Source organism: Stenotrophomonas sp. YJH_SMC_105-26, from assembly GCF_059368915.1.
The window spans coordinates 920,644-941,757 of record NZ_JCAFSD010000001.1 but is presented as its reverse complement, the minus strand read 5'-3'; the positions used below and the strand labels follow the sequence as shown (position 1 = coordinate 941,757).

At 66.2% G+C, this 21,114-nt stretch carries 14 protein-coding genes; 12 read left to right on the top strand and 2 right to left on the bottom strand.

Annotation, left to right across the window (positions count from 1 at the left end; all coding sequences use genetic code 11):
* Positions 1–93: 93 nt before the first annotated feature.
* The 12 genes from AC5P7F_RS04340 to AC5P7F_RS04285 all read left to right on the top strand — a co-directional run bounded on the left by AC5P7F_RS04340 (position 94) and on the right by AC5P7F_RS04285 (position 17,479).
* Entirely contained in the window at positions 94–480 is a 387-nt protein-coding gene (locus AC5P7F_RS04340) for a RidA family protein (RefSeq protein ID WP_005418954.1), read from the top strand.
* Positions 481–487: 7 nt separating this feature from the next.
* Positions 488–2,599 (top strand): ATP-dependent DNA helicase RecG, encoded by a 2,112-nt coding sequence (gene recG, locus AC5P7F_RS04335; protein ID WP_046432316.1) that lies wholly within the window; start codon positions 488–490, stop codon positions 2,597–2,599.
* Positions 2,600–2,920: 321 nt separating this feature from the next.
* Positions 2,921–3,859 carry a nucleoside hydrolase gene (locus AC5P7F_RS04330; protein ID WP_164077195.1) on the top strand — a complete coding sequence of 313 codons (939 nt, stop codon included), beginning with the start codon at positions 2,921–2,923 and terminating at the stop codon, positions 3,857–3,859.
* Between the two features lie 88 nt (positions 3,860–3,947).
* On the top strand, positions 3,948–4,190 hold the full coding sequence (locus tag AC5P7F_RS04325; RefSeq protein WP_010484049.1) for a type B 50S ribosomal protein L31: 243 nt from the start codon (positions 3,948–3,950) through the stop codon (positions 4,188–4,190).
* Between the two features lie 296 nt (positions 4,191–4,486).
* Complete coding sequence (locus AC5P7F_RS04320) at positions 4,487–5,764, top strand: citrate synthase (RefSeq protein ID WP_197641251.1); 1,278 nt, start codon at positions 4,487–4,489, stop codon at positions 5,762–5,764.
* Positions 5,765–6,180: 416 nt separating this feature from the next.
* Complete coding sequence (locus AC5P7F_RS04315) at positions 6,181–7,245, top strand: hypothetical protein (RefSeq protein WP_164077196.1); 1,065 nt, start codon at positions 6,181–6,183, stop codon at positions 7,243–7,245.
* Between the two features lie 449 nt (positions 7,246–7,694).
* Positions 7,695–8,192: a CS1 type fimbrial major subunit gene (locus AC5P7F_RS04310; protein ID WP_046432313.1), complete on the top strand. Its 498-nt coding sequence runs from the start codon at positions 7,695–7,697 to the stop codon at positions 8,190–8,192.
* A gap of 60 nt (positions 8,193–8,252) precedes the next feature.
* Positions 8,253–10,982, top strand: coding sequence for a TcfC E-set like domain-containing protein (locus AC5P7F_RS04305; RefSeq protein ID WP_164077197.1), 2,730 nt, complete (start codon positions 8,253–8,255; stop codon positions 10,980–10,982).
* Complete coding sequence (locus AC5P7F_RS04300) at positions 10,979–12,124, top strand: CblD like pilus biogenesis initiator family protein (protein WP_164077198.1); 1,146 nt, start codon at positions 10,979–10,981, stop codon at positions 12,122–12,124. Before AC5P7F_RS04305 ends, AC5P7F_RS04300 begins: the two co-directional genes overlap by 4 nt.
* Positions 12,125–12,141: 17 nt before the next feature.
* Positions 12,142–12,849, top strand: a complete 708-nt coding sequence (locus tag AC5P7F_RS04295) for a pilus assembly protein (RefSeq protein WP_164077199.1) — start codon at positions 12,142–12,144, stop codon at positions 12,847–12,849.
* A gap of 61 nt (positions 12,850–12,910) precedes the next feature.
* Positions 12,911–16,663 carry an ESPR-type extended signal peptide-containing protein gene (locus AC5P7F_RS04290; RefSeq protein ID WP_164077200.1) on the top strand — a complete coding sequence of 1,251 codons (3,753 nt, stop codon included), beginning with the start codon at positions 12,911–12,913 and terminating at the stop codon, positions 16,661–16,663.
* Positions 16,664–16,732: 69 nt separating this feature from the next.
* Positions 16,733–17,479, top strand: coding sequence for a hypothetical protein (locus tag AC5P7F_RS04285; RefSeq protein ID WP_164077201.1), 747 nt, complete (start codon positions 16,733–16,735; stop codon positions 17,477–17,479).
* A 244-nt stretch (positions 17,480–17,723) separates the two neighbouring features.
* Here the strand turns inward: AC5P7F_RS04285 and AC5P7F_RS04280 are convergent, their stop codons facing one another.
* Both AC5P7F_RS04280 and AC5P7F_RS04275 read right to left on the bottom strand, forming a co-directional pair.
* Positions 17,724–18,368, bottom strand: a complete 645-nt coding sequence (locus AC5P7F_RS04280; protein ID WP_014648262.1) for a hypothetical protein — start codon at positions 18,366–18,368, stop codon at positions 17,724–17,726.
* A 182-nt stretch (positions 18,369–18,550) separates the two neighbouring features.
* Positions 18,551–20,974, bottom strand: a complete 2,424-nt coding sequence (locus tag AC5P7F_RS04275; RefSeq protein WP_164077924.1) for a PBP1A family penicillin-binding protein — start codon at positions 20,972–20,974, stop codon at positions 18,551–18,553.
* Positions 20,975–21,114 lie beyond the last annotated feature (140 nt).

Sequence of the window (21,114 nt, the reverse complement as noted above, 5' to 3'; positions counted from 1 at the left end):
TTCCCGCCGGGAAACGGATCCGACCCCCAGCCGATGCCGCGCCCACCCGGTACAATCACCGCTCTGTTTTCCCCCAAAGCACCGGAGCGACCCATGTCCCGCCAGATCATCAACACCGAAAAGGCCCCCGCCGCCATCGGCCCGTACTCGCAGGCCGTGCGCGCCGGCAACACCGTGTACTTCTCCGGCCAGATCCCGCTTGACCCGGCCACCGGCGACATCGTCGGCGCTGGCGACGTCGAAGCGCAGGCCCGTCGCGCCTTCGACAACCTCAAGGCCGTGGCCGAAGCCGCCGGCGGCTCGCTGGACAAGGTCGTGCGTCTGGGCCTGTACCTGACCGACCTGGGCGAGTTCGCCAAGGTCAACGCGGTCATGCAGGACTACTTCCAGGCCCCGTACCCGGCCCGTTCCACCATCGAAGTCTCCGGCCTGCCGAAGGGCGCCAGCTTCGAGGTCGACGCGGTGATGGTCATCGACTGACCACCACGTGGCACGCAAGGCGGCGGTCACCCCGGTCCTGTCACCGTCCGGCGAAGCATCCCTGGCGATGCTCGCCGGCGTCGGTCCGGCCGTGGCCGCCAAACTGCAGGCGCGTGGCCTGGCCACCCTGCAGGATCTCTGGCTTCACCTGCCCCTGCGCTATGAAGACCGGACCCGGCTGACCCGCATCGAAGACCTGCGCAACGGCGTGCCGGCGCAGGTGGAAGGGCGGGTGGTCGCGGTCGAGCGCGGCATGCGCTATCGACCGATGCTGAAGGTCGCGGTGGAGGACGAAGGGCAGGGCACCCTGGTGCTGCGCTTCTTCCATTTCCGCCAGCAGCAGGTCGGCCAGTTCGCGGTCGGCAACCGGCTGCGCTGCTTCGGCACGCCCAAGCCCGGCCACCTCGGCCTGGAAATCGTCCATCCCAGCTACCAGGTGCTGGGCCGCAACGATGATCCCGAACTCGGCGACCGCCTCGACCCGGTGTATCCCACCGTCGAAGGCGTGGGCCCGATGACGATGCGCAAGCTGATCGGCCAGGCCCTGGATCGCCTGCCCGAGGAGAGCACGCTGGAACTGCTGCCCAGCGGTTGGCTCGATGGCCTGGGCCTGCCGTCGCTGCGCAGCGCGCTGCTGACCGTGCACCGGCCACCGCCGGATGCCGACCTCGCCGCGCTGGCCGCCGGCACCCACCCGGCGCAGCGCCGCCTGGCGATGGAAGAACTGCTGGCCCACCACCTCAGCCTGCGTCGCCAGCGCATTGCCTTGCAGGCACACCATGCGCCGCCGCTGGCTGGTCCTGGCAAGCTGGCCAAGGCGCTGCTGAAGCAGCTGCCGTTCGCGCTCACCGGCGCGCAGGCGCGCGTGTTCAAGCAGATCCGTGAAGACCTCGCGCGCCCCAGCCCGATGCTGCGGCTGGTGCAGGGCGACGTCGGTTCCGGCAAGACCGTGGTGGCCGCACTGGCGGCGATGCTGGCGGTGGAGCAGGGCAAGCAGGTCGCATTGGCAGCGCCCACCGAACTGCTGGCCGAACAGCATCTCAACAACCTGCGCGGCTGGCTGGAGCCGCTCGGTGTGCGTATCGCCTGGCTGGCCGGCAAGGTCACCGGCAAGGCGCGCGCCAAGGTGATGGAGCAGGTCGCCAGTGGCGAAGCGCAGGTGGTGGTCGGTACCCACGCGCTGATGCAGGAGGCGGTGGTGTTCCAGGATCTGGCCTTGGCCATCGTCGACGAACAGCACCGCTTCGGCGTGCACCAGCGCTTGGCGCTGCGCGACAAGGGCGCGGGCGGCAACAGCGTGCCGCACCAGCTGGTGATGACCGCCACGCCGATTCCGCGCACGCTGGCGATGTCCGAGTACGCGGACCTGGATGTGTCGGCCATCGATGAACTGCCACCGGGACGCACGCCGGTGCAGACCGTCGCCCTCAACAATGACCGTCGCCCGGAACTGATCGAGCGCATCGCGCTGGCCTGCGAGGAAGGGCGGCAGGTGTACTGGGTGTGCACGCTCATCGAGGAAAGCGAAGAACTGGATGCCACCCCGGCGCAGGCCACCTACGAATCGCTGCAGGCACTGCTGCCCGGCGTTCGCGTGGGGCTGGTGCACGGACGCCTGAAAGCCGCCGAAAAGCTGGCGACGATGGTGGCGTTCAAGACCGGCGAGATCGACCTGCTGGTCGCGACCACGGTCATCGAAGTGGGCGTGGACGTACCCAATGCTTCGTTGATGGTGATCGAGAACGCCGAACGCCTCGGCCTGGCCCAGCTGCACCAGCTGCGCGGCCGCGTGGGGCGTGGTTCGGCGGTATCGCGCTGCGTGCTGCTGTACCAGGCTCCGCTTTCGCAGATGGCGCGCGAGCGCCTGCAGACCATGCGCGAAACCAACGATGGTTTCGTCATCGCCGAGAAGGATCTGGAACTGCGCGGCCCCGGCGAACTGCTGGGTACCCGCCAGACCGGCCTGGCCGGTTTCCGCATTGCAGACCTGGCCCGCGATGCCGGCCTGCTGCCCGGCGTGCATGACCTGGCCGAGCGGCTGCTGGCCCAGCAGCCCGCGTTGGCCGATCGCGTGGTGCAGCGCTGGATCGGCACCGCCGTGCGCTACGCCTCGGCGTAAGTGGCGGGGTCAGGCCCCTTTGCACAGCAAAGGGCTCTGACCCCATCCCCGGGACGCTCATCCCCGCATGGCGTGGATCTACTGTAGAGCCGAACCCATGCTCGGCTGCCGTTCGCGCTGCGCGCGTGAGTCGAGCATGGCTCGACTCTACAGAGAGCTCTTCCCTGCCATCCGCGGGAAACCCGTTTTCGGCGTTGCTGTTGAAGTTGTCGGCCAGCGGCCGGCACTACCGCGGGTGCAGGTCGCAGCCCTGCCGCCCCCCATACTTGCAACGGTCATCATCCCGGTCCACACTTCGTTGCCGATCTGAAGACGGCAACGATGACCCACAAGATCCCCCTGTTGATCGACACCGACCCCGGTGTGGACGACGCCCTGGCCCTGCTGATGGCCTTTGCCGATGAACGGCATGACGTGGTCGCCCTGACCATCGCCGCCGGCAATGTCGGCCTGCAGTACACCGTCCGCAACGCCCTCAAGCTCTGCGACATCGTCGGCCGCACCGACGTGCCGGTGTTTGCCGGCAGCCCGGATCCGCTGCTGCATCCTTCCGTAGACGCTGCCCACGTGCATGGCCGTGATGGCTATGGCGACGTGGACCTGCCGCCGCCGAGCCGCCAGGCCGAAGCCGAGCATGCTGCGCTGGCCATCCTGCGCCTGTCGCACGCGCATGCCGGCGAACTGATGCTGGTGATGCTTGGCCCGCTGACCAACCTCGCGCTGGCACTGAAGCTGGACCCGACCCTGCCCCAGCGCATCAAGCGCATCGTGGTGATGGGCGGCGCGGTCACCTGCCACGGCAACATCACCCCGGCAGCCGAATTCAACATCGCCTTCGACCCGGAAGCGGCGCATGTGGTGTTCACCTCGTTCAAGCACCTGCTGGTGTCGGACTGGGAGGCCACCGTCGCCCATGGCCTGCCGCTGGAGGAAGCCGAGAAGTGGCTGCAGGCCGACTCCGATCGTGCCCGCTTCTACGAGCTGATCTCGCGCAAGACCCGTGGCCTGTCCGAAGACAGCAAGGGCGGCCGCTGGTACACCGCCGACGCGGTTGCCATGGCCTGGGCACTGAACCCGGAAGGGCAGCTGCAGGTCGAGTCGCGTCCGCTGAACGTGGAGCTGAATGGCACGTTCAGCCGCGGCGCCACCATCGTCGACTGGAACCGCCAGACCGGCCAGCCGGACAACTGCGATCTGCTGATGGCCTACGACCAGCAGCGTTTCGAGACCCTGGTACGCCAGGCCCTGGGCGCGGACTGAAGCCGATTGACCGGCACCGGTTGCCCCGGGCGGCAACCGGTGCTTATAATGCCGCTCTTGACCACCAGCCCATTTACGGTGTGAGCCCATGAAGGCCGATATCCATCCGAACTACCGCGACGTCGTCTTCCATGACGTCACCTCCGATTTCAAGATCCTGACCCGCTCGACCATGGCGACGAAGGAAACCATCAAGTGGGAAGACGGCAACGACTACCCGCTGGTGAAGGTTGAAATTTCCTCGGCTTCGCACCCGTTCTACACGGGCAAGCACAAGGTCATCGACACCTCGGGCCGTATCGACAAGTTCCAGAAGCGCTACGCGCGCTGATCTGTCGATCCAGCTTCGAACCGACGGCCGCGCTCTGCGCGGCCGTTTGTTTTTCCCCAACGCCTACCCAACGGGCGTTTGGATGGACAGAACACTGCGTTCGTGTGACAACGCTTTTGCCGATCCGGGCCGCTTGCTGGCCGGGTTATGGCCGCCTGCCGTCTACGACTTCTGTCTAGCGCCTGGCAAATGCTGCTGTGCGATAATGGCATGATCCCCGGCACAGGCCGAGGACGTCATTCACGTGCCTGACCAATGCGCTTGGGCAGGCGCCTTCCCATGAAGGAGCGCACACAGTGTCCGATCTTGATCAGGTCACGCTCAACGCCGGCGATAAGTCCGTCGTTCTGCCCGTCATCAAACCCACCCTCGGCAACGACTGCGTCGACATCGCGAAGCTGACCAAGGAAACGGGGTTTTTCACCTACGATTCCGGCTTCACCGCGACGGCCAGCTGCAAGTCCGCCATCACTTACATCGACGGCGACAAGGGCGTGCTGCTGTATCGCGGCTACCCGATCGAGCAGCTGTCGGAAAAGTCGAGCTACGTCGAAGTGGCCTACCTGCTGATCAACGGCGAGCGCCCGAGCGCCGAGCAGCTGAAGGCCTTCACCGATGAGCTGACTGCCGAAGCCAATGTCGACGACTCGATCAACACCCTGATCGGCAGCTTCGCCAAGGACGCCCACCCGATGGCCATTCTGGCTGCTGCGATCGCGCAGCTGTCGGCCATCTACCACGATGCGCTGGACCTGTCCGACGCCGAACAGCGCCGCCAGGCCGCCGTGCGCCTGATCGCCAAGGTGCCGACCCTGTCGGCGCTGATCTACCGCCATGGCAAGGGCCTGCCGGCCAACAAGCCGGACACGTCGCTGGACTACGTCAGCCGCTTCCTGAAGCAGACCTTCGAGTCGGCTGACGGCCAGTACGATCTGAACCCGGATGTGGTCAAGGCGCTGGACCTGCTGTTCATCCTGCACGCCGACCACGAGCAGAACGCCTCGACCTCGACCGTGCGCCTGGTCGGTTCGACCGGTGCCAACCCGTACGCGTCGGTCGCCGCTGGCGTCACCGCGCTGTGGGGTCCGGCCCACGGCGGTGCCAACGAAGCCGTGCTGAAGATGCTGGAAGAGATCGGCAGCGCCGACAACGTCGAGTCCGCCGTGGTCAAGGCCAAGGACAAGACCTCCGGCTTCCGCCTGATGGGCTTCGGCCACCGCGTCTACAAGAATTTCGATCCGCGCGCCAAGGTCATCGGCGAGATGACCAGCAAGGTGCTCAAGCAGCTGGGCGTGCAGGATCCGCTGCTGGACGTGGCCGTGAAGCTGGAACAGGCCGCGCTGCAGGACGAGTACTTCGTCGCGCGCAAGCTGTACCCGAACGTCGATTTCTACAGCGGCATCATCTACAAGGCGCTGCAGATCCCGACCGAAATGTTCACCGTCATGTTCGCCCTGGGCCGTACCTCCGGCTGGGTCTCGCATTGGCTGGAACAGCAGGTCGATCCGGAAATGAAGATCGGCCGTCCGCGCCAGGTCTACACCGGCAGCGATTTGCGCGACTACCAGGGCTGATCGCCCCGCGTAGGTTGTGCCGAGAACGCCCCGCATGCGCGGGGCGTTTTTTTTTTCTGCCGCCCTGGTGGGTGCCAACTTGGGTTGGCACGCTTTCGACATTCGCGGAAAACCATCCACGCATGGCGTGGATCCACTTGTTCCCAACCTTGGTTGGCACGCTCCCCCATCCACGCGTGGCATGGATTTACCGCGTCCCCGCCTTTGGTAGGTGCCAACCTTGGTTGGCACGCTCCCCCATCCACGCGTGGCATGGAGTTACCGCGTTCCCGCCTTGGTAGGTGCCAACCTTGGTTGGCACGCTCTTCAACGCGCCAAGACCGCGTGATCCAGGGGTCTCATCAGCTTCACAAGCGCTCGCGCAGCCTCAGGACGCCAGCTGCATTCGCAGCACCTGAAATGGAGCGTCCATCCCGATGAGTACCCGATTCGACCCACCCGAGCGCGGCCCGCTCGGCGCTGACGTCGCCGCTGTCGTCACTGCCCCCATCGTTCCGCCCGCCAGCGAAAGCGCGGTGTCGTGGGGAGCCATCTTCGCTGGCGCCGCCGCCGCCGCTGCGCTCTCTCTCATCCTGCTGATCCTCGGCGTGGGCCTGGGGTTGTCGTCGGTGTCGCCCTGGTCGTTCGAAGGCGTCAGCAAGGAAACCTTCGGCTGGTCCAGCATCGCCTGGCTCACCTTCACCGCGCTGGCCGCTTCCGGCCTGGGTGGCTATCTGGCGGGTCGCCTGCGCACCAAGTGGACGCAGATCCACGGCGACGAAACCTACTTCCGCGACACCGCGCACGGCTTCGTGTCGTGGGCGGTGGCCACGCTGCTGACCGCGGGCCTGCTGACGTCGGCCATCGGTGGCGTGCTGGGTGCGGGCGCAAAGGTGGCCGGCGCCACTGCCGGTGCCGCTGCGTCCACCGTCGGCGTGGCTGCAGCCGGTGCCAGCGGCGCTGTGGCGGCTGCACCGGAAGGCGACCTCGACTATTGGGTGGATGCGCTGTTCCGCAGCACGACCCACGCAGGGCCGGCCGATCCCGCAGCGCCGCCGCCGGGCACACCGATGGACCCGGATGCCGCGCCACCGCCGGCAGCGGGCGCCGGTCCGCGCGACGCGCGCATGGCCCCGCCGCCGCGACCGGCGCCGGGCAACGGTCCGATCGGCGATCGCCGCGAAGTGCGTGCCGAAGTGAACCGCATCATCGTCAACAGCCTGCAGGGGGAAGGCTTGGATCCGGCCGATACCCAGTACCTGTCACAGCTGATCGCGCGCGATACCGGGATGAGCCCGGCTGAAGCGCAGGCCCGCGTGACCGATGTGCAGACGCGCATGCGTGCAGCGCTGGAGAAGGCCAGGAATACCGCCAAGCAGGCTGCCGACGATGCGCGGAAGGCGACCGCCTACGCCGCATTGTGGCTCTTCATCACCCTGCTGATCGGCGCGTTCTTCGCCAGCCTCAGCGCCACCTGGGGCGGCCGCCGCCGCGACCTGTAATCCACCCTTCCATGCAAGGAGACCTGCCATGAAGATGATTCTGCTCTGGTTGCTGGGCGTGCCGATTCCGCTGCTGATCCTGTACGCGATCTTCTTCTGATCGCGCACCACCGCGCCGTGTCATCAGGCCGCCGAAAGGCGGCCTGATGCCATCCCGCAGGCGTGGATGCCCCACTATAGAGTCGAGCAATGCTCGACTCTACAAAGGCAAAGCAATGAGGTTTGTTGCATTGAGCCGATGAGGAAAATTGCATAACCCTCAAACATTGAACACCTTCAAAAATTCTCCTTAACGTTCAACGATTTAGGAATGCTTGAATGGCCTGCATGGCAATGGATTTCTAACATTCTCTCCGTCGCCCGCACCCATCCCCGCGGGCGGCGCTTCCCTCCCTTTTCTCCTTGGGGAGGGGAGCTTTCAAATTCCCCCTTGTCCGAGAGAGACAACCATGCACGCCATTATCAAGAAGGCCGCGCTCGCTGCAGCGCTGGCTACTGCTTCGCTGTCCGCGCACGCGCTGGAAACCAAGATCACCGTCTACGCCGACGTCGACCCGACCCTGGCGCTGCTGCGCGACGATGGCACCCCGCTGCCGGACACCGTGCAGCTGACCCACGATCCGCTGCGTGGCCTGCTGCCGTCGACGCAGCAGGTGCGCATCCATTCCAATGACGAAACCGCGGACATCGAGGTGCGCCTCGGCCACGATCCGGTGCTGCTCAATGGCGCCACGCGCGTGCCGCTGGCCGTCAGCCTGAACACCGACGCGCTGACCACTGCGGTCACCGAGTTCAAGGCGGCTGACCTGTTCAACGGCGCCAGCTCGACGCCGGGTGCCTCCATCTCGATGCCCCTGACCATCGCCCAGGCGGGTGCCGGTGGCCCGCTTACGGTCAACGGCCGCTACGAAGGCATGGTCTACATCGTCATGAACCAGAAGCCCTGATCCACGGCTTCCCGCGCCGGCCCGCACTCCGGGCCGGCCGCTACTCCAGCGGTACCCCCCATGACCCCACATGCCCCCGCCGTTACACGGTTGGCGGTCGCGCTCGCCCTGGCACTGGCTGCTCCCTCGGTAGCGGCCCACGGCGTCCCCGCCGGCTTCGAGGATCTGGTCGAAGGCCAGACCGAACAACTCGACATCCAGCTGTTCGGCCGCTCGGCCGGGCTGTCGCCGGTACGCGTGACCCTGGAACACGTGCAGCTGGAAGACCCCGCGCGCGTGCTGCAGGCGCTGACCCTGCCTGCCGAAGCACAGGCTGCGTTGCTACCGGCGCTGTCGCAACCGTTGCCGCGCAACAGCCACCTGGCCTGCCGTTTTGGTGGCGCCACGGCGGGGTGCGGCTATCTGGACCCGCCCGAAGAGCCCACCGCGGCGCGCGCGCTGTACGACGAAGGCGAGGGCGCGGTGCGCCTGTTCGTGGCGCGTCAGTGGATTCCCGGCGAGCCGGCAGCGGAGCGTTACCACACGGTCACGGCCAACGCCGAGAACGCCTTCCTGCATCAGCAGACGCTCAATGTGAGCGGTGGTCGCGATTATCAGGCACTGTCCGCGCGCGGCGTGGGCACGCTGGGCCTGTTTGATCGCGGCCACCTGTCCGCCGACTGGTACTACACCCAGCAGCGCTACCGCAGCCGTGGCAGCAACGACGACTTCCAGTTCGACAACGTCTATTACCGCCATGACCTGGGCCAAGCGCATTACTTGCAGGCCGGGCGCATGGACCGCCGCAACCTGTCCAGCCCGCAGGGCGGCACCTTCAGTTTCAGCATGCTGCCGCTGGACCGTTTCCAGGGCGCACGCGTGGGCACCACCCAGGCCTATGTGGACACCGACGCGGCCGTGCAGGCCACGCCGCTGACCGTGCTGCTGGCGCGCGATGCACGCGTCGACGTGTTCGACGGCGAGCGGCTGCTGCAGACCTTCTACCTGCAGGCCGGCATCAACCAGATCGACACCCGCAATTTCCCCTTCGGCAACTACCTGGTGCGCATGCGCATCTACGAAGATGGTGTACTGGTGCGCACCGAGGAGGCGCCGTTCGACAAGGGCGGCGACTGGACCAACAGCCAGTGGCAGTGGTTCGTGCAGGGTGGCCGTCGCAACGAGCGCCGTAGCGACCGTTTCGATGGAGAAAGCGTGGCAATGGCCGGCGTGCGCGTGCCGCTGGGCCGCGATGCCGCACTTACCGCGGGTGCCGCCAACCTCGGCGGCCACAGCTACGGCGAGCTGCGCCTGGACCTGCGCCGCGTGCTGGCCACCCAGGAAATGCGCGCCTCGCTCAGCGGCATGCGCGGCAGCGATGGCAGCAATGGTCAGCAGCACCAGCTGTCATACCGGCGCAAGGCGTCGTGGAATCTTTACCAGCAGCGCAAGCGCGGCAAGGCCTGCCAGTTCGAGGCCGATGCGCGCGACCAGCTGGGCTGCACCAACTCACTCAGCGGCTCGGTATCGCTGCCGCTGGCCGGCGGCAACGTCTACGTGGGCTACACCCGGCGCCAGACCTGGCGCACCGGCTGGCATCGGCCTGAATTCGAGCAGGACCCGTTGTTCGGGCTGGATCCATTGCTGCCGCCCGGTCCGCTGGAACCGCGCCGCGAGCCCGTGCTCAGCCGCACCTGGCAGGCCAGCTTCAGCCGCAGCCACCGCTGGCAGGACTTCAGCGTGTCCACGCGCGTGGGGCTATGGCAGCAGCGCAGCACCGACAGCGTGCGCGGCAGCAACGAGCGTGACCGTGGCATCTACTTCAACTTCAGCCTGACCCGCCTGCAGCGCAGCCATGACAGCAGCGGCCAGCGCCGCTATGCGGTGGACGTGCGCCAGCCGCAGCATCAGCGCCCGGCCATCGACTACAGCGTGGGCCAGAGCCTGCGCCAGGACCGGGACACGCACTATCGGGAGCTGAACGCCGAACTGCGCGCCAACAACAACGATCGCTACAGCGCATCGCTGAGTGGCCAGCTGCAGAACGGCACCGGCAACACAACCGCCAGCATCGCGCACTATCAGCAGCGGGGGCGTGGCGAGACCGGCTACAGCGGCAGCCACAGCTCGGGCTTCGCACTGGGCCGTCGTGGTTTCTTCTGGAGCGGTGCCAACGGCGCCGAGGCCGGCCTGGCCGTGCAGGTGGACGGTTTCGACGATGCCGACCTGCATGGCGTGGCCGCGGAATTGCAGGTGGGGGGACTGCGCCGACAGCGTCTGCAGATCGGCGAGCGCCGGCTGCTGCCGCTGCAGGCCTATCAGTCGCAGCGCGCCGAAGTGCAGGACGCCAGCACGCTGGACAGCATCGCCGCGATCCGCGTGACCGGCGTGGGCGGTGCACGGCCGATGTTCCTCACGCCCGGCAAGCTGATGCGCATGCCCGTGCCGATCGAAGTGACCTACACCTTCATCGGCAATGCCAAGGACCTTGCGGGGTCGCCGCTGGGCGGCGCCCGCATCCTCAACGCGCCGGTGCCCGGCACCAGCGCCAACGGCAGCTTCGTTGCCGATTTCCCGCGTCGCGAAACAACGCTGTACCTGCTGCAGGACGACCGCCTGCTGCACTGCCCGCTGCAGGTGCGCGAGCGCCGCCAGGTGGTGCTGCTGGTCGGCGCCGTGCACTGCGAGCCGCTGGCCGTGGCCCAGTTGCCCCCCGAGATCCGCCAGCAGGCCCGCGTGACCCGCCTGCTGCAGGAACGCGCGTTGATTGCCGCCACGCCCCAGACCGCTGCTGCAGGAGGGACGCCATGAGCCGGCGTTGGATGTGTGTGTTGATGCTGGTGTGTGCGCTGGTGCTGGTGATGCCGCGGGCGTGGGCGCAATGGCCGCCGGAGACGCATCCGACGGACCAGAGCCGGGACATCGTGCTGAGCTGGGATCGCTCGGCGGTGCCGGGTGATGTGGAGCTGTGGGCGCCGCGGACGGTGCTGGGGTTCAGTCATGACCTGGCGTTCAAGTATGGGCAGATCCATGTGGTTTGTGGGTCTGCTTCTGATAGTGAGTTTGGGCGATGCCCGACGGAGGGAGCACTTCCCCTTATCACAGGGACTTCTGAGGTGGTGCTGCTTTTTGTGGAGCAGCGGACAGGAATGGTTGCAGAAGCTCGTGCAATTGGAAGTTTGCGAAGAATCATGTCGGGCCGCATTTGCGCACGTGACTTCTGGGAGGAAACTCCGCGGCCTCTGTACTCAGCATTCTGGTTTCGATGTGGCGTGGGAAGCGGAGCAGACGAACCGATTGGGACTGGATTCGAACTGAGGCTGCCTGAGCGCGAGATCTCGCGGCTCGTAGCAGGCCACTGGAAGGCCACGATGCGCCTGAACATCAAAGCTGATCCCGCCGCAGCACCCGTCGCCACAGCCACCTTCAACTTCGACTTCACCGTCACCGACTACGACGCGATCTCGATCTACTTCCCGGGCTTCGACGGCATCGCACCGCTGGTCAACATGGACCTGCGCTACGACCCCATCCGCAAGATGGTCGGCGGCTACAAGGAAGTGGACATGTGCCTGTACGACGGCGTGGGCTCGCAGAGCGAGTTCCTCGGCGTCACCGTGCGCGACAGCGGTCCACGGCCACCACCAGGGCGTGACTATGCGGTCTGGCACGGGGATGGCGGCAGTGACGACACCCAGCGCCTCGACTACCAGGTCGGCCTGAAGTACGGCGGAAACCTGCTGGCCATGAAACACGGCGAGGAACAGCTGCTGCGCGGCATCGACAGCGCGCAGCTGCGCTTGGTGATGCTGCCGGGCATCAATCAACCCGTGTACTGCGTGCCCACGCCGCTGGTGCTGGAAACGCCGCCTACGCCCATCGCCAGCAAGCGGCCCGGTCTCTACGACGGCGAGCTGACGGTAGAGCTGCGCGTGCCGACCGCCAAACCCTGACCCCACGGAGCCTCATTATGAAGAAGCTGCTGTTCTGTCTGTTGCCGCTGAGCGCCCTGCTGCCGCCGCCGGCGCATGCCAACCTCTCGATCCATCCGATGCGCGCGGCCGTCGATGGCAAGCGCGGTACGCAGATCCGCGTCTACTCGCACTCCACCCAGCCGCAGTACGTGCAGGCACGCCTGTTGCGCATCTCGAATCCCGCCCAGGCTGGCGAGGAAGAGGTGGAAATGGAGGCGGCCGATGCCGCGGTCGCCATCACGCCTGGGAAGTTCGCACTCAGTGGCGGAGGCAATCGCCTGATCCGGGTGATTCCGCTACGCAGCGTGGAGAAGGAAGTGGCCTACCGCGTCTACTTCGAGGGTGTCAGGGGACCAGACGGAACCCTGCTCGAGGGTGACGAGCAGGCGGCACAGGCCAACGTCGGTGTCAGCCTGGTCTGGGGCGCGCTGGTGAACGTGCTGCCCACCAACGGCAGCGTGGATCTGCAACTGCAGGGCGACACCCTGCGCAACGTGGGGACCTTGCGGGTCGGCATCACCGGACTGGCCGAGTGCAGCGCCAGTGGTGCCTGTACCACCCACGACTTTGCCAAAAGCCTGTACCCGGACGCGGAGCTGAAGCTGCCGTTCCAGCCTCAACCGGGCAATACCGTGCAGCTGCACTACCGCCTGTCCAAGGACGGCTACCGCGAGCACACAACCACCCTGGCGCCGAGCGCCTGAACGTTCTGGCCCCGCGCTATTCGCGGGGCCTCATTTCCGATGTCCTGTTAAGGGAGAGAGCATGAACCACATCTATCGTCGTATCTGGAGTGCCGCCAAGCAGTGCTGGGTGGTTGGCAGTGAGTTGAGCAGTCCGCGCGGCAAGTCCGCTGGAGGCAGGGCACTATTGCTGGTGGCGGCACTGGTGGGCCTCCCTGCCGCAGCGCACGAGCACTCGGAGGAAGTGGCTGAGGGCGAGCGTGAAGGGACCGACTCCACTCAACTCCTGTTGCCCTCTCCGTGGCGCTTCTCGTCATTTTCGAACCAGGTAAATGCGGGTTACACCCAGCTGGCTCTGGTAAATGACAGCCAATATCGGAATGCCACGATCAGCGGTGATATGCAGATGATCCTGGGTTCACGGTCGAGCATCAGTGGCTGGGGATCGGTGGTCTACGGCACCGAATCATCGTTGTCGGGGTTGGGAAGTGTGCTTGTGGGGAATTCATCGATTGCACGCGGCGACAGGAACGTCGTCGTTGGATACGGGTCTGAGGCCAAGAGCGGATACTCGACAGTCGTAGGCGCCAGCTCGATCGCATCAGGAATTGGTGCAACCGCACTGGGGCATGACGCCAGGGCATACGCGAGCAACTCCATTGCGGTGGGCAGCGGTGCCAGGACGGTGGAGAGTTCCGCAGGTGTTTCCCGTATTGCTATTGGCGGAAACGCCTTCGCTGGAACGGCGGGATATTCAGGTGCCATCGCGTTGGGGGGTAGCTCCAGGGCCGAGTTCGACAGTGTTTCTATTGGCTACAACGCCAAGGCGTCAAAGACGGGCGCAGTTGCTCTCGGTGTGCACTCGATAGCCGATGAGGCGAACACCGTGTCGGTGGGCAACCTCTCAACCAAGCGGCGAGTGACCAATGTGGGAGATGCGCGATTGAGCGCCAGCAGCACGGATGCCGTTACCGGAAAGCAGCTCCACGCCACCAATAGCAATGTCTCTGCCGCGCGTTCGGTCGCGGACTCTGCCAAGACCAATGCTGACAGTGCGCTGGCAAAGGCCAATGTGCTCTCAGGCCTTTTGAAAGAGAAGTCTCCTTCGGGAAATATCCTCATAGGTGCAAGCAATAGCGGCTCTGTACTGGACGTCCGCAACAGTGCCAGCGCCAATCGCAAGATCACGGGCGTGGCGGATGCCACGCTGAGTACGTCCAGCACCGATGCTGTGTCAGGGAAGCAGTTGAATGCCACCAACACCAAGCTGGCAGATGCACAGCGCGTCGCAGACGCGGCAGCCGCGCGCCTGAACGCATCCGCCCCGGCTATCGGGCTGGCGGCAGAGGCGGAGGGGAGCGGAAGCACCGCCAGCGTAGCGATGGGGCGCTCAGCGAAGGCGTACAACACCAACAGCATCGCAGTTGGTGCAGATGCTCGGGCCAGTGTCGACGCCAATGGCGATAAGAGCGCCGCCACGGGGGCAGTCGCTCTTGGTGCCGCAACGCGCAGCGGCAACGGCGCGGTGGCGGCAGGCCTGCGTGCTTCGGCAGTGGGTGATCGCGCCGTGGCCGTAGGCAATGATGCGACCGCCGCGGCGACCCATGCCGCCGCGCTGGGCTACAAGGCAGATGCGAGCGGCAATCAGGCCGTCGCCATTGGCCGGGAGGCCGCCGCATCGGGTTTGTATTCGACGGCGCTTGGCAATCTTGCAAAGGCGGGTGCCGAAAGTGCCATTGCGTTGGGCGACCGCGCCCTGGCATCGCACACGGGAAGTGTCGCTCTGGGCAACGGCTCGCAGACCACCGGCATCAATCAGGTCTCGGTCGGCAGCTCCAGTATCAAGCGCAAGATCGTCAACCTGGCGGATGGTGCTGTCAGCAGCAGCAGTACCGAGGCCATTACGGGCAAGCAGTTGAATGAAACCAACGGCCGGGTAACGACTGCACAGAATGCCGCGAATGGCGCGCAGGCCACTGCCAACGCCGCACAGGTTGATGCCACCAAGGCCTTGGCTGAGGCCACCGTATTGGGTGGTCTGGTCGGGCAGGTTTCGGTCACAGGGATTGTCCGCCTGGGTGAAAAGAACAGCGGCACCGTAGTGGATGTGCGCAATAGCGCAAATGCGAACCGTAAGCTGACCGGCGTGGCCGATGGCGTGGTCAGCGCCAGCAGCTACGAGGTCGTCAACGGCAGGCAGCTCAATGCCACCAATGAGAAGGTGGGGGCTGTGGAAGGCATGGCCACCTCTGCGGCTGCGGACGCGACCGTGGCAAAGACGGACGCGACCAAGGCGCTGGCCGAAACAGCGTCGCTGAGCGGGCTGGTGGCGCAGGTTTGGGCGTCTGGCGATGTGCGTTTGGGAGAGAAGAACAGTGGTACGACGTTGGACGTACGCAACAGCGCCAATGCCAACCGGAAGATCAGTGGTGTGGCGGATGGAGTCCTGGACAACAGCAGTGATGAAGCGGTATCTGGGAGGCAGCTGTATGCGACGAACAGTCGAATTTCTCACCTGGAGGGAGCAAACCTGTATGTGAGCGTTGGCGTCGACGCGTTGAGTGAGCGCGCTGAGGCCGTCTTGCTTGGGGTGGCTGTTGGTGATTCAGCGAAAGCAGGTGCTGAGGGCGGGGTTGCCTTGGGAGCTTTCGCAACAGCGCTGGGAAAGAACTCAGTGGCAGTTGGCCGTGGGGCGGGGGTTTCCGGTGAAGCATCCAGTGGGTTTGCGATGGGCGTCGGCGCTCAAGTGCATGCAGTCAACGGAGTCGCGATTGGAGCGGGCGCCGTCGTAGAGAACTCAGCCTCCGGGTCATTGGCGCTGGGTGCGGGTTCCTTTGCAGAGGAGGGGCAGACGGCATCCTTCGGTAATGCAACGTCGCAACGTCGGCTTACAAACATCGCCAGCGGCACCGCCGACCACAACGCCACCACCGTCTCCCAGCTCAAGGATTCCCTCGCCACCCTCGGCGGCGGCGCAGGCATGGATGCGAACGGCAACATCATTGCCCCTACTTATTCAGTGCAGAGCGGAACGCAGAACACTGTCGAGGATGCGCTGATGGCGCTCGACGGCGCTGTCGTCAGCACCACCTCGCGCGTGAACCAGGTCGAATCACAGCTCCGCTCCGTGTTCCAGGAAACCCCCTCGGCCCGCGCAGACGGTACCCATCAGCTCACCCTGGCCGGTGCCAACGGCATGGTCATCTCCAACGTGGCCAACGGCCTGATCGCGGCCGGCAGCCGCGATGCGGTCAACGGCGGCCAGCTGCATTCGATGCAGCAGCAGATCAACGGCCGCATGGATGGGCTGGAGCAGCGTATCGACGGTCAGCCGCAGGCCCGCGCCACGGCGGCAGCATCCACGCCTTCGCCATCCACCGAAGAGACCGCGCCGGCGCCGGAGACCGGCGGCTCGCCGCAGATCGCCTCAACCGGTGAAGGTGACAAGCCAGCCCCGCAGCCGAAGTCGAAGCAGGACGACACGCCCAAGCCGCAGGTCGATACCGCCGAGCTGGAGAAGATGCTTGCCCGGGCCAACGAGTACACCGATGGTGCGATCAGCACCTTCGAGCGCCGCCTGGACAAGATGGACAAGCGCTTCAACCGCATGGCGGCGATGAGCAGCGCACAGAGTGCGATGGCGATGAATACCGCCGGCCTGGCTACCTACAACCGCCTGGGTGCGGGCGTGGGTTACAGCGAGGGTGAGTCGGCGATGGCGGTGGGCTACCAGCGCGTGCTCAACGAGAAGGGTTCGGCCACCTTCAGCCTCAATGGTGCGTTCACCAACAGCGGTGAGCGCAGCATGGGCGTCGGCGTGGGCATCGGCTGGTAAGCCGTGCAGCCCCGGCGTGGTGCGCGTAATGAACCCCGCCGCGCCGGGGTCCTTGCCGAGGAGATGGCAATGTATCGATGGGTAAGCCGATTCATCAGCTACCGCACGTTCTATCTGTGGCGGGCGCGTTTTTACTACTACACCCGCAATCTGGATCGCTGGGTGCAGTTCACCTTGTTGTGCCTGGTGGGCATGGCGCTGGTGCTCTGGTACCACTGGCGGGTGGCGAGCGTGCCGCCACCGCGCGTGCATCCGGAGGCCGCCGCGCTGCGCGTGGAGAACATCACCCAGGAAGCGATCCACCGCATCGTGCTGGTGCGCCATGGCGGCCCGACACCGGGCGAGCCGTTCACCACGCCGGAAGACGTCCGCGCGGGAACGCTGCGCACCCTGCGGGTGCGACAACTGCTGGACAGTGAGAGGGTGTGGCAGCTGAAAGCCCATATGCTGGCCGACATGGCGGCATACATCGAAGCCACGGGCAGCTGCTTCCCCTTCCCATGCTGGCAGGTGAGCCACCGGCTGGAGCTCATGCGTGCGGCGGAGGCGGAGAACGCGGCCATCAACCGGGGGCTGGAGCCGGTGCTGGAGGTGCCGTTGGACAGGATGCCCAACCTCAACGGCGGTGAGCGCGCGCGGATACAGACGGCGTGGTCGGACCCGTTCGGCGATGTCTACAACCAGACCTGGTTGCTGGGCGATCTGCAGAACATGCACGCGCGGATGATGATGGCGTACCCGCAGCGGGTGGGAGCACCGTGGCTGATGCGCCTGCTTGGCGATGAGCCGGAGGAGCAGCACCATGATGTCTGGTAGGGCAGCGCGCCTTCTGTAGAGCCGAGCCATGCTCGGCTGCTCTTGGGCCAGGTGTCCGGATGCCTGACGCACAGTGCGGACCAACGGTCCGCACCCACCAGAAAAAGGAAGCAGGCAGCGCGCCTTCTGTAGAGCCGAGCCATGCTCGGCTGCTCTTGGACCAGGTGTCCGGATGCCTGATGCATCGTGCGGACCAACGGTCCGCACCCACCAAGGCCGGAACCACCCAAGGCCGGAGCTACCGCTACCCGCCGATATACGCGGTGATCTCCGCCTCGGCCAGCAGCTGCCGCAACTGTGCGACAGACGCGCGTCGCATCGGCTTCTCATCCACCGGCGACAAGGGCGCCTGGCGCAGGGCGTCATACGGCAGCACGGCCAGGTCGAAGGTCAGCTCTTCGGCGCTGAACACCCACACCGGCACGTCCAGGCTCCGTTCGCGGTCCATCCGCAGTCGGCGCGTCCGCGACTCGGCGGGAATGCCGTGCTCGTCCAGGAAGCGGTGCACGGCTTCCGGGTCGTCGCTGTGCAGGTGCAGCTGTACGGGGCTGTTGGCATCGGCGGTGCCCTCCAGCACCGGGCCGGCCAGGCGCGGTGCGAAGCCGTGCAGGAACTCCAGCGCACGCAGCGCGGCTTCGCGGCGGCGCTGCAGTTCGTTGCCGTGCTGGGGGCCGGAGAACAGCCGCTGGTACTCGCGCAGGGCGTCTTCGATCTCGGTGTTGCGGGGCAGGGAGGCATCGTCGTGGATGCCGAGCCGGCTGGCGGCCTTCAACTTGGCCTGGTGATAGTCGCGGATGCCGCCTTCGGCCATCAGGCGGGCGGCTTCGTGGGCGAGGCGATGGCGCCGCTCGCGGGTCTGGCTGGCAGCATGCTGACGGGCGCGATGCATGCGATGACTCCTGTTGCGACCTGGCTACAGACTAGCGCAAGGATGTGACATCCGCGTGGGTATGGCGGAGGCAACCGCTCTGGTAGGTGCCGACCTTGGTCGGCACGGGGCGCCAACCAAGGTTGGCCTCTACCAGAGCCGCATCGGTATCAACCCATGGTTGGCACCCACCGGACCCTTCCTCAGAAGATATCGAACGCGGCGGCGTCGGCCTGCGGCGTATTGAGGTTCAGGTCGTAGTCGGTCAGGCGGTCCATGTCTTCCACCTTCACCCACTCGGTCGCGCCGTTGAGGGTGGCCTGGACCATGCCGCTGGGCGGGTCGTTCTGCGCGATCGGGGTGTCCTTCAGCGCGGTGCGCATGTAGTCGATCCAGATCGGCAGGGCCGCCTTGCCGCCGTACTCGCGGTAACCCAGCGAACGGAAGTCGTCGCGGCCCACCCACACGGTGGTCACGTACGGGCCACCGAAGCCGGAGAACCAGGCGTCGCGGTGGTCGTTGGTGGAGCCGGTCTTGCCGCCCACGTCCTCGCGGCCGAGCACCTTGGCCTGGACGCCGGTACCGCGCTGGACCACGTCGCGCATCATCGATACCAGCTGGTAGGCGGTGCGGGCGTCGATCGCGCGCGGGGCTGTGCGGGCATCCGGGTTGGCCGGTGCCGCCGGGGTTTCGACCTTGGCTTCGGCCTTGGCTGCGGCGGCCGGGTCCACCTTCGGGGCCGGAGCGCCGAAGTTGAAGCCGTCCACCACCTGGTTGACCGGCTGGTCGCTGCTGCCGGCGCAGTCGCGGCAGGCCAGCGCCGGGTTTTCCTTGAACACCAGGCTGCCGTCGCGGTCATTGACCTGGTCGATCAGCCAGGTGTCCACGCGCGAGCCGCCGTTGGCGAACACGGCGTAGCCGCGCGCCACCGACAGCGGGGTCAGCGAGGCGGTGCCCAGCGACATCGACAGGTTCGGCGGCAGCTCCGATTCGGCAAAGCCAAACTCGCTGATGTACTTGCGTGCGTAGTCCACGCCCATGCCATCGAGCAGGCGCACCGACACCAGGTTGCGTGACTGCACCAGCGCTTCGCGCAGACGCATCGGGCCGCGGAAGCCGCCGCCGTCGTTCTGCGGGGCCCAGGTCTTGCCGCGGCGGTCGCGGAACACGACCGGGGCGTCGAGCACGATCGAGGCCGGGTTGTAGCCCTTGTCGAAGGCGGCTGCGTAGACGAACGGCTTGAAGCTCGAACCCGGCTGGCGACGGGCCTGGGTGGCGCGGTTGAACTTGTTGCCGGAGAAGCTGAAGCCACCCACCAGCGCCTTCAGCGCGCCGCTGTGGGCATCCAGCGAGACCAGCGCGGACTGGCCGCGCGGGATCTGGTCCAGCAGCCACTCGCCCTCCTTGGCACCGGCGCGCACGCGCACGATGTCGCCGCGCTGCACCAGCTTGCCCGGGGTCTTGTTGGTCCACTTGGCGGCACCGGCCGGCAGCACGATCTCGCTGCGGTTGGCGAGCACCACGGTGGCGCTGCCGTCGGCGCCGGTGCTGGCGACGATCGCCGGCAGCAGGCCGGCCTGGCCGTACATGCCGCGCAGGTGCTCGGCCAGGGCGGCGGCGTCTTCGCCGGCACCCACCTGCACCTGTTTCTCCACGCCGTGCCAGCCGTGGCGGTGGTCGTACAGCAGCAGGCCGTCGCGCACCGACTGGTTCGCGGCGGTCTGCAGGGTGGAGTCGATGGTAGTGGTGACGTGATAGCCCTTGTTGACCACGTCACCGCCGAAGCGGGCGATCATCTCCTGGCGCACCAGCTCGGCCACGTACGGGGCATCGACCTGCACCGGCGGCTCATGCGCGGTGGCGTGCATCGGCACGGCCTTGGCCGCGTCGGCCTCGGCCTGGCTGACGAACTTCAGGTCGGCCATGCGCTGCAGCACGTAGTTGTCGCGGCGCTGGCGGGCACGTTCCGGGTTGGAGATCGGGTTGCCCGACGAGGGGAACTTGGGGATGCCGGCCAGCGAGGCCATCTCGTCCAGGTCCAGCTCGTTCAGCTTCTTGCCGTAATAGAACTCGGCGGCAGCGGCCACGCCGTAGGCGCGGTTGCCGAAGAAACTCTTGTTCAGGTACAGCTCGAAGATCTCGTCCTTGCTCAGCTCGGACTCGATCTTGCGCGCCAGCAGGATCTCGGCCAGCTTGCGGGTGTAGCTGTACTCGGAGCTGAGGAAGAACTGGCGGGCCACCTGCTGGGTGATGGTGGAGCCACCCGGCACGCGCTTGTCGCTGGTGGTGGCCAGCAGCCAGACCGCCCGGCCGATGCCCATGTAGTCCACGCCGCCGTGCTCGTAGAAGCGGGCGTCCTCGGTCGCCAGGAAGGCCTGCTTCAGCTTCTCCGGCACGTCCTTCATGGTGATCGGGGTCCGCCGGGTCTCGCCGAACACCGCCATCAGCTTGCCATCGGCAGCATAGACGTACATCGGCTCCTGCATTTCCACGTCGCGCAGGGTCTGCACGTCGGGAAGCTTGGAGGAAACGGCGTAGTACAGACCGCCCACGGCGGCCGCGCCGATCAGCGCCAGGACCAGGACAATCAAGAAGATCCAGCGCAGCCAGCGGCGGAGTCGAGTCATCGGGTTCAGATTCCGATTGCGAATTTCGTGGTCGCAGAGTATAGATTACGCAAGGTGCCGGCTGGGGTCGGCACCGGGGAGCGCAAGGGGAACAGTCAGGGGCTGCATGGTGAATCCGTGAAGGAATTCACAGCAGGGCC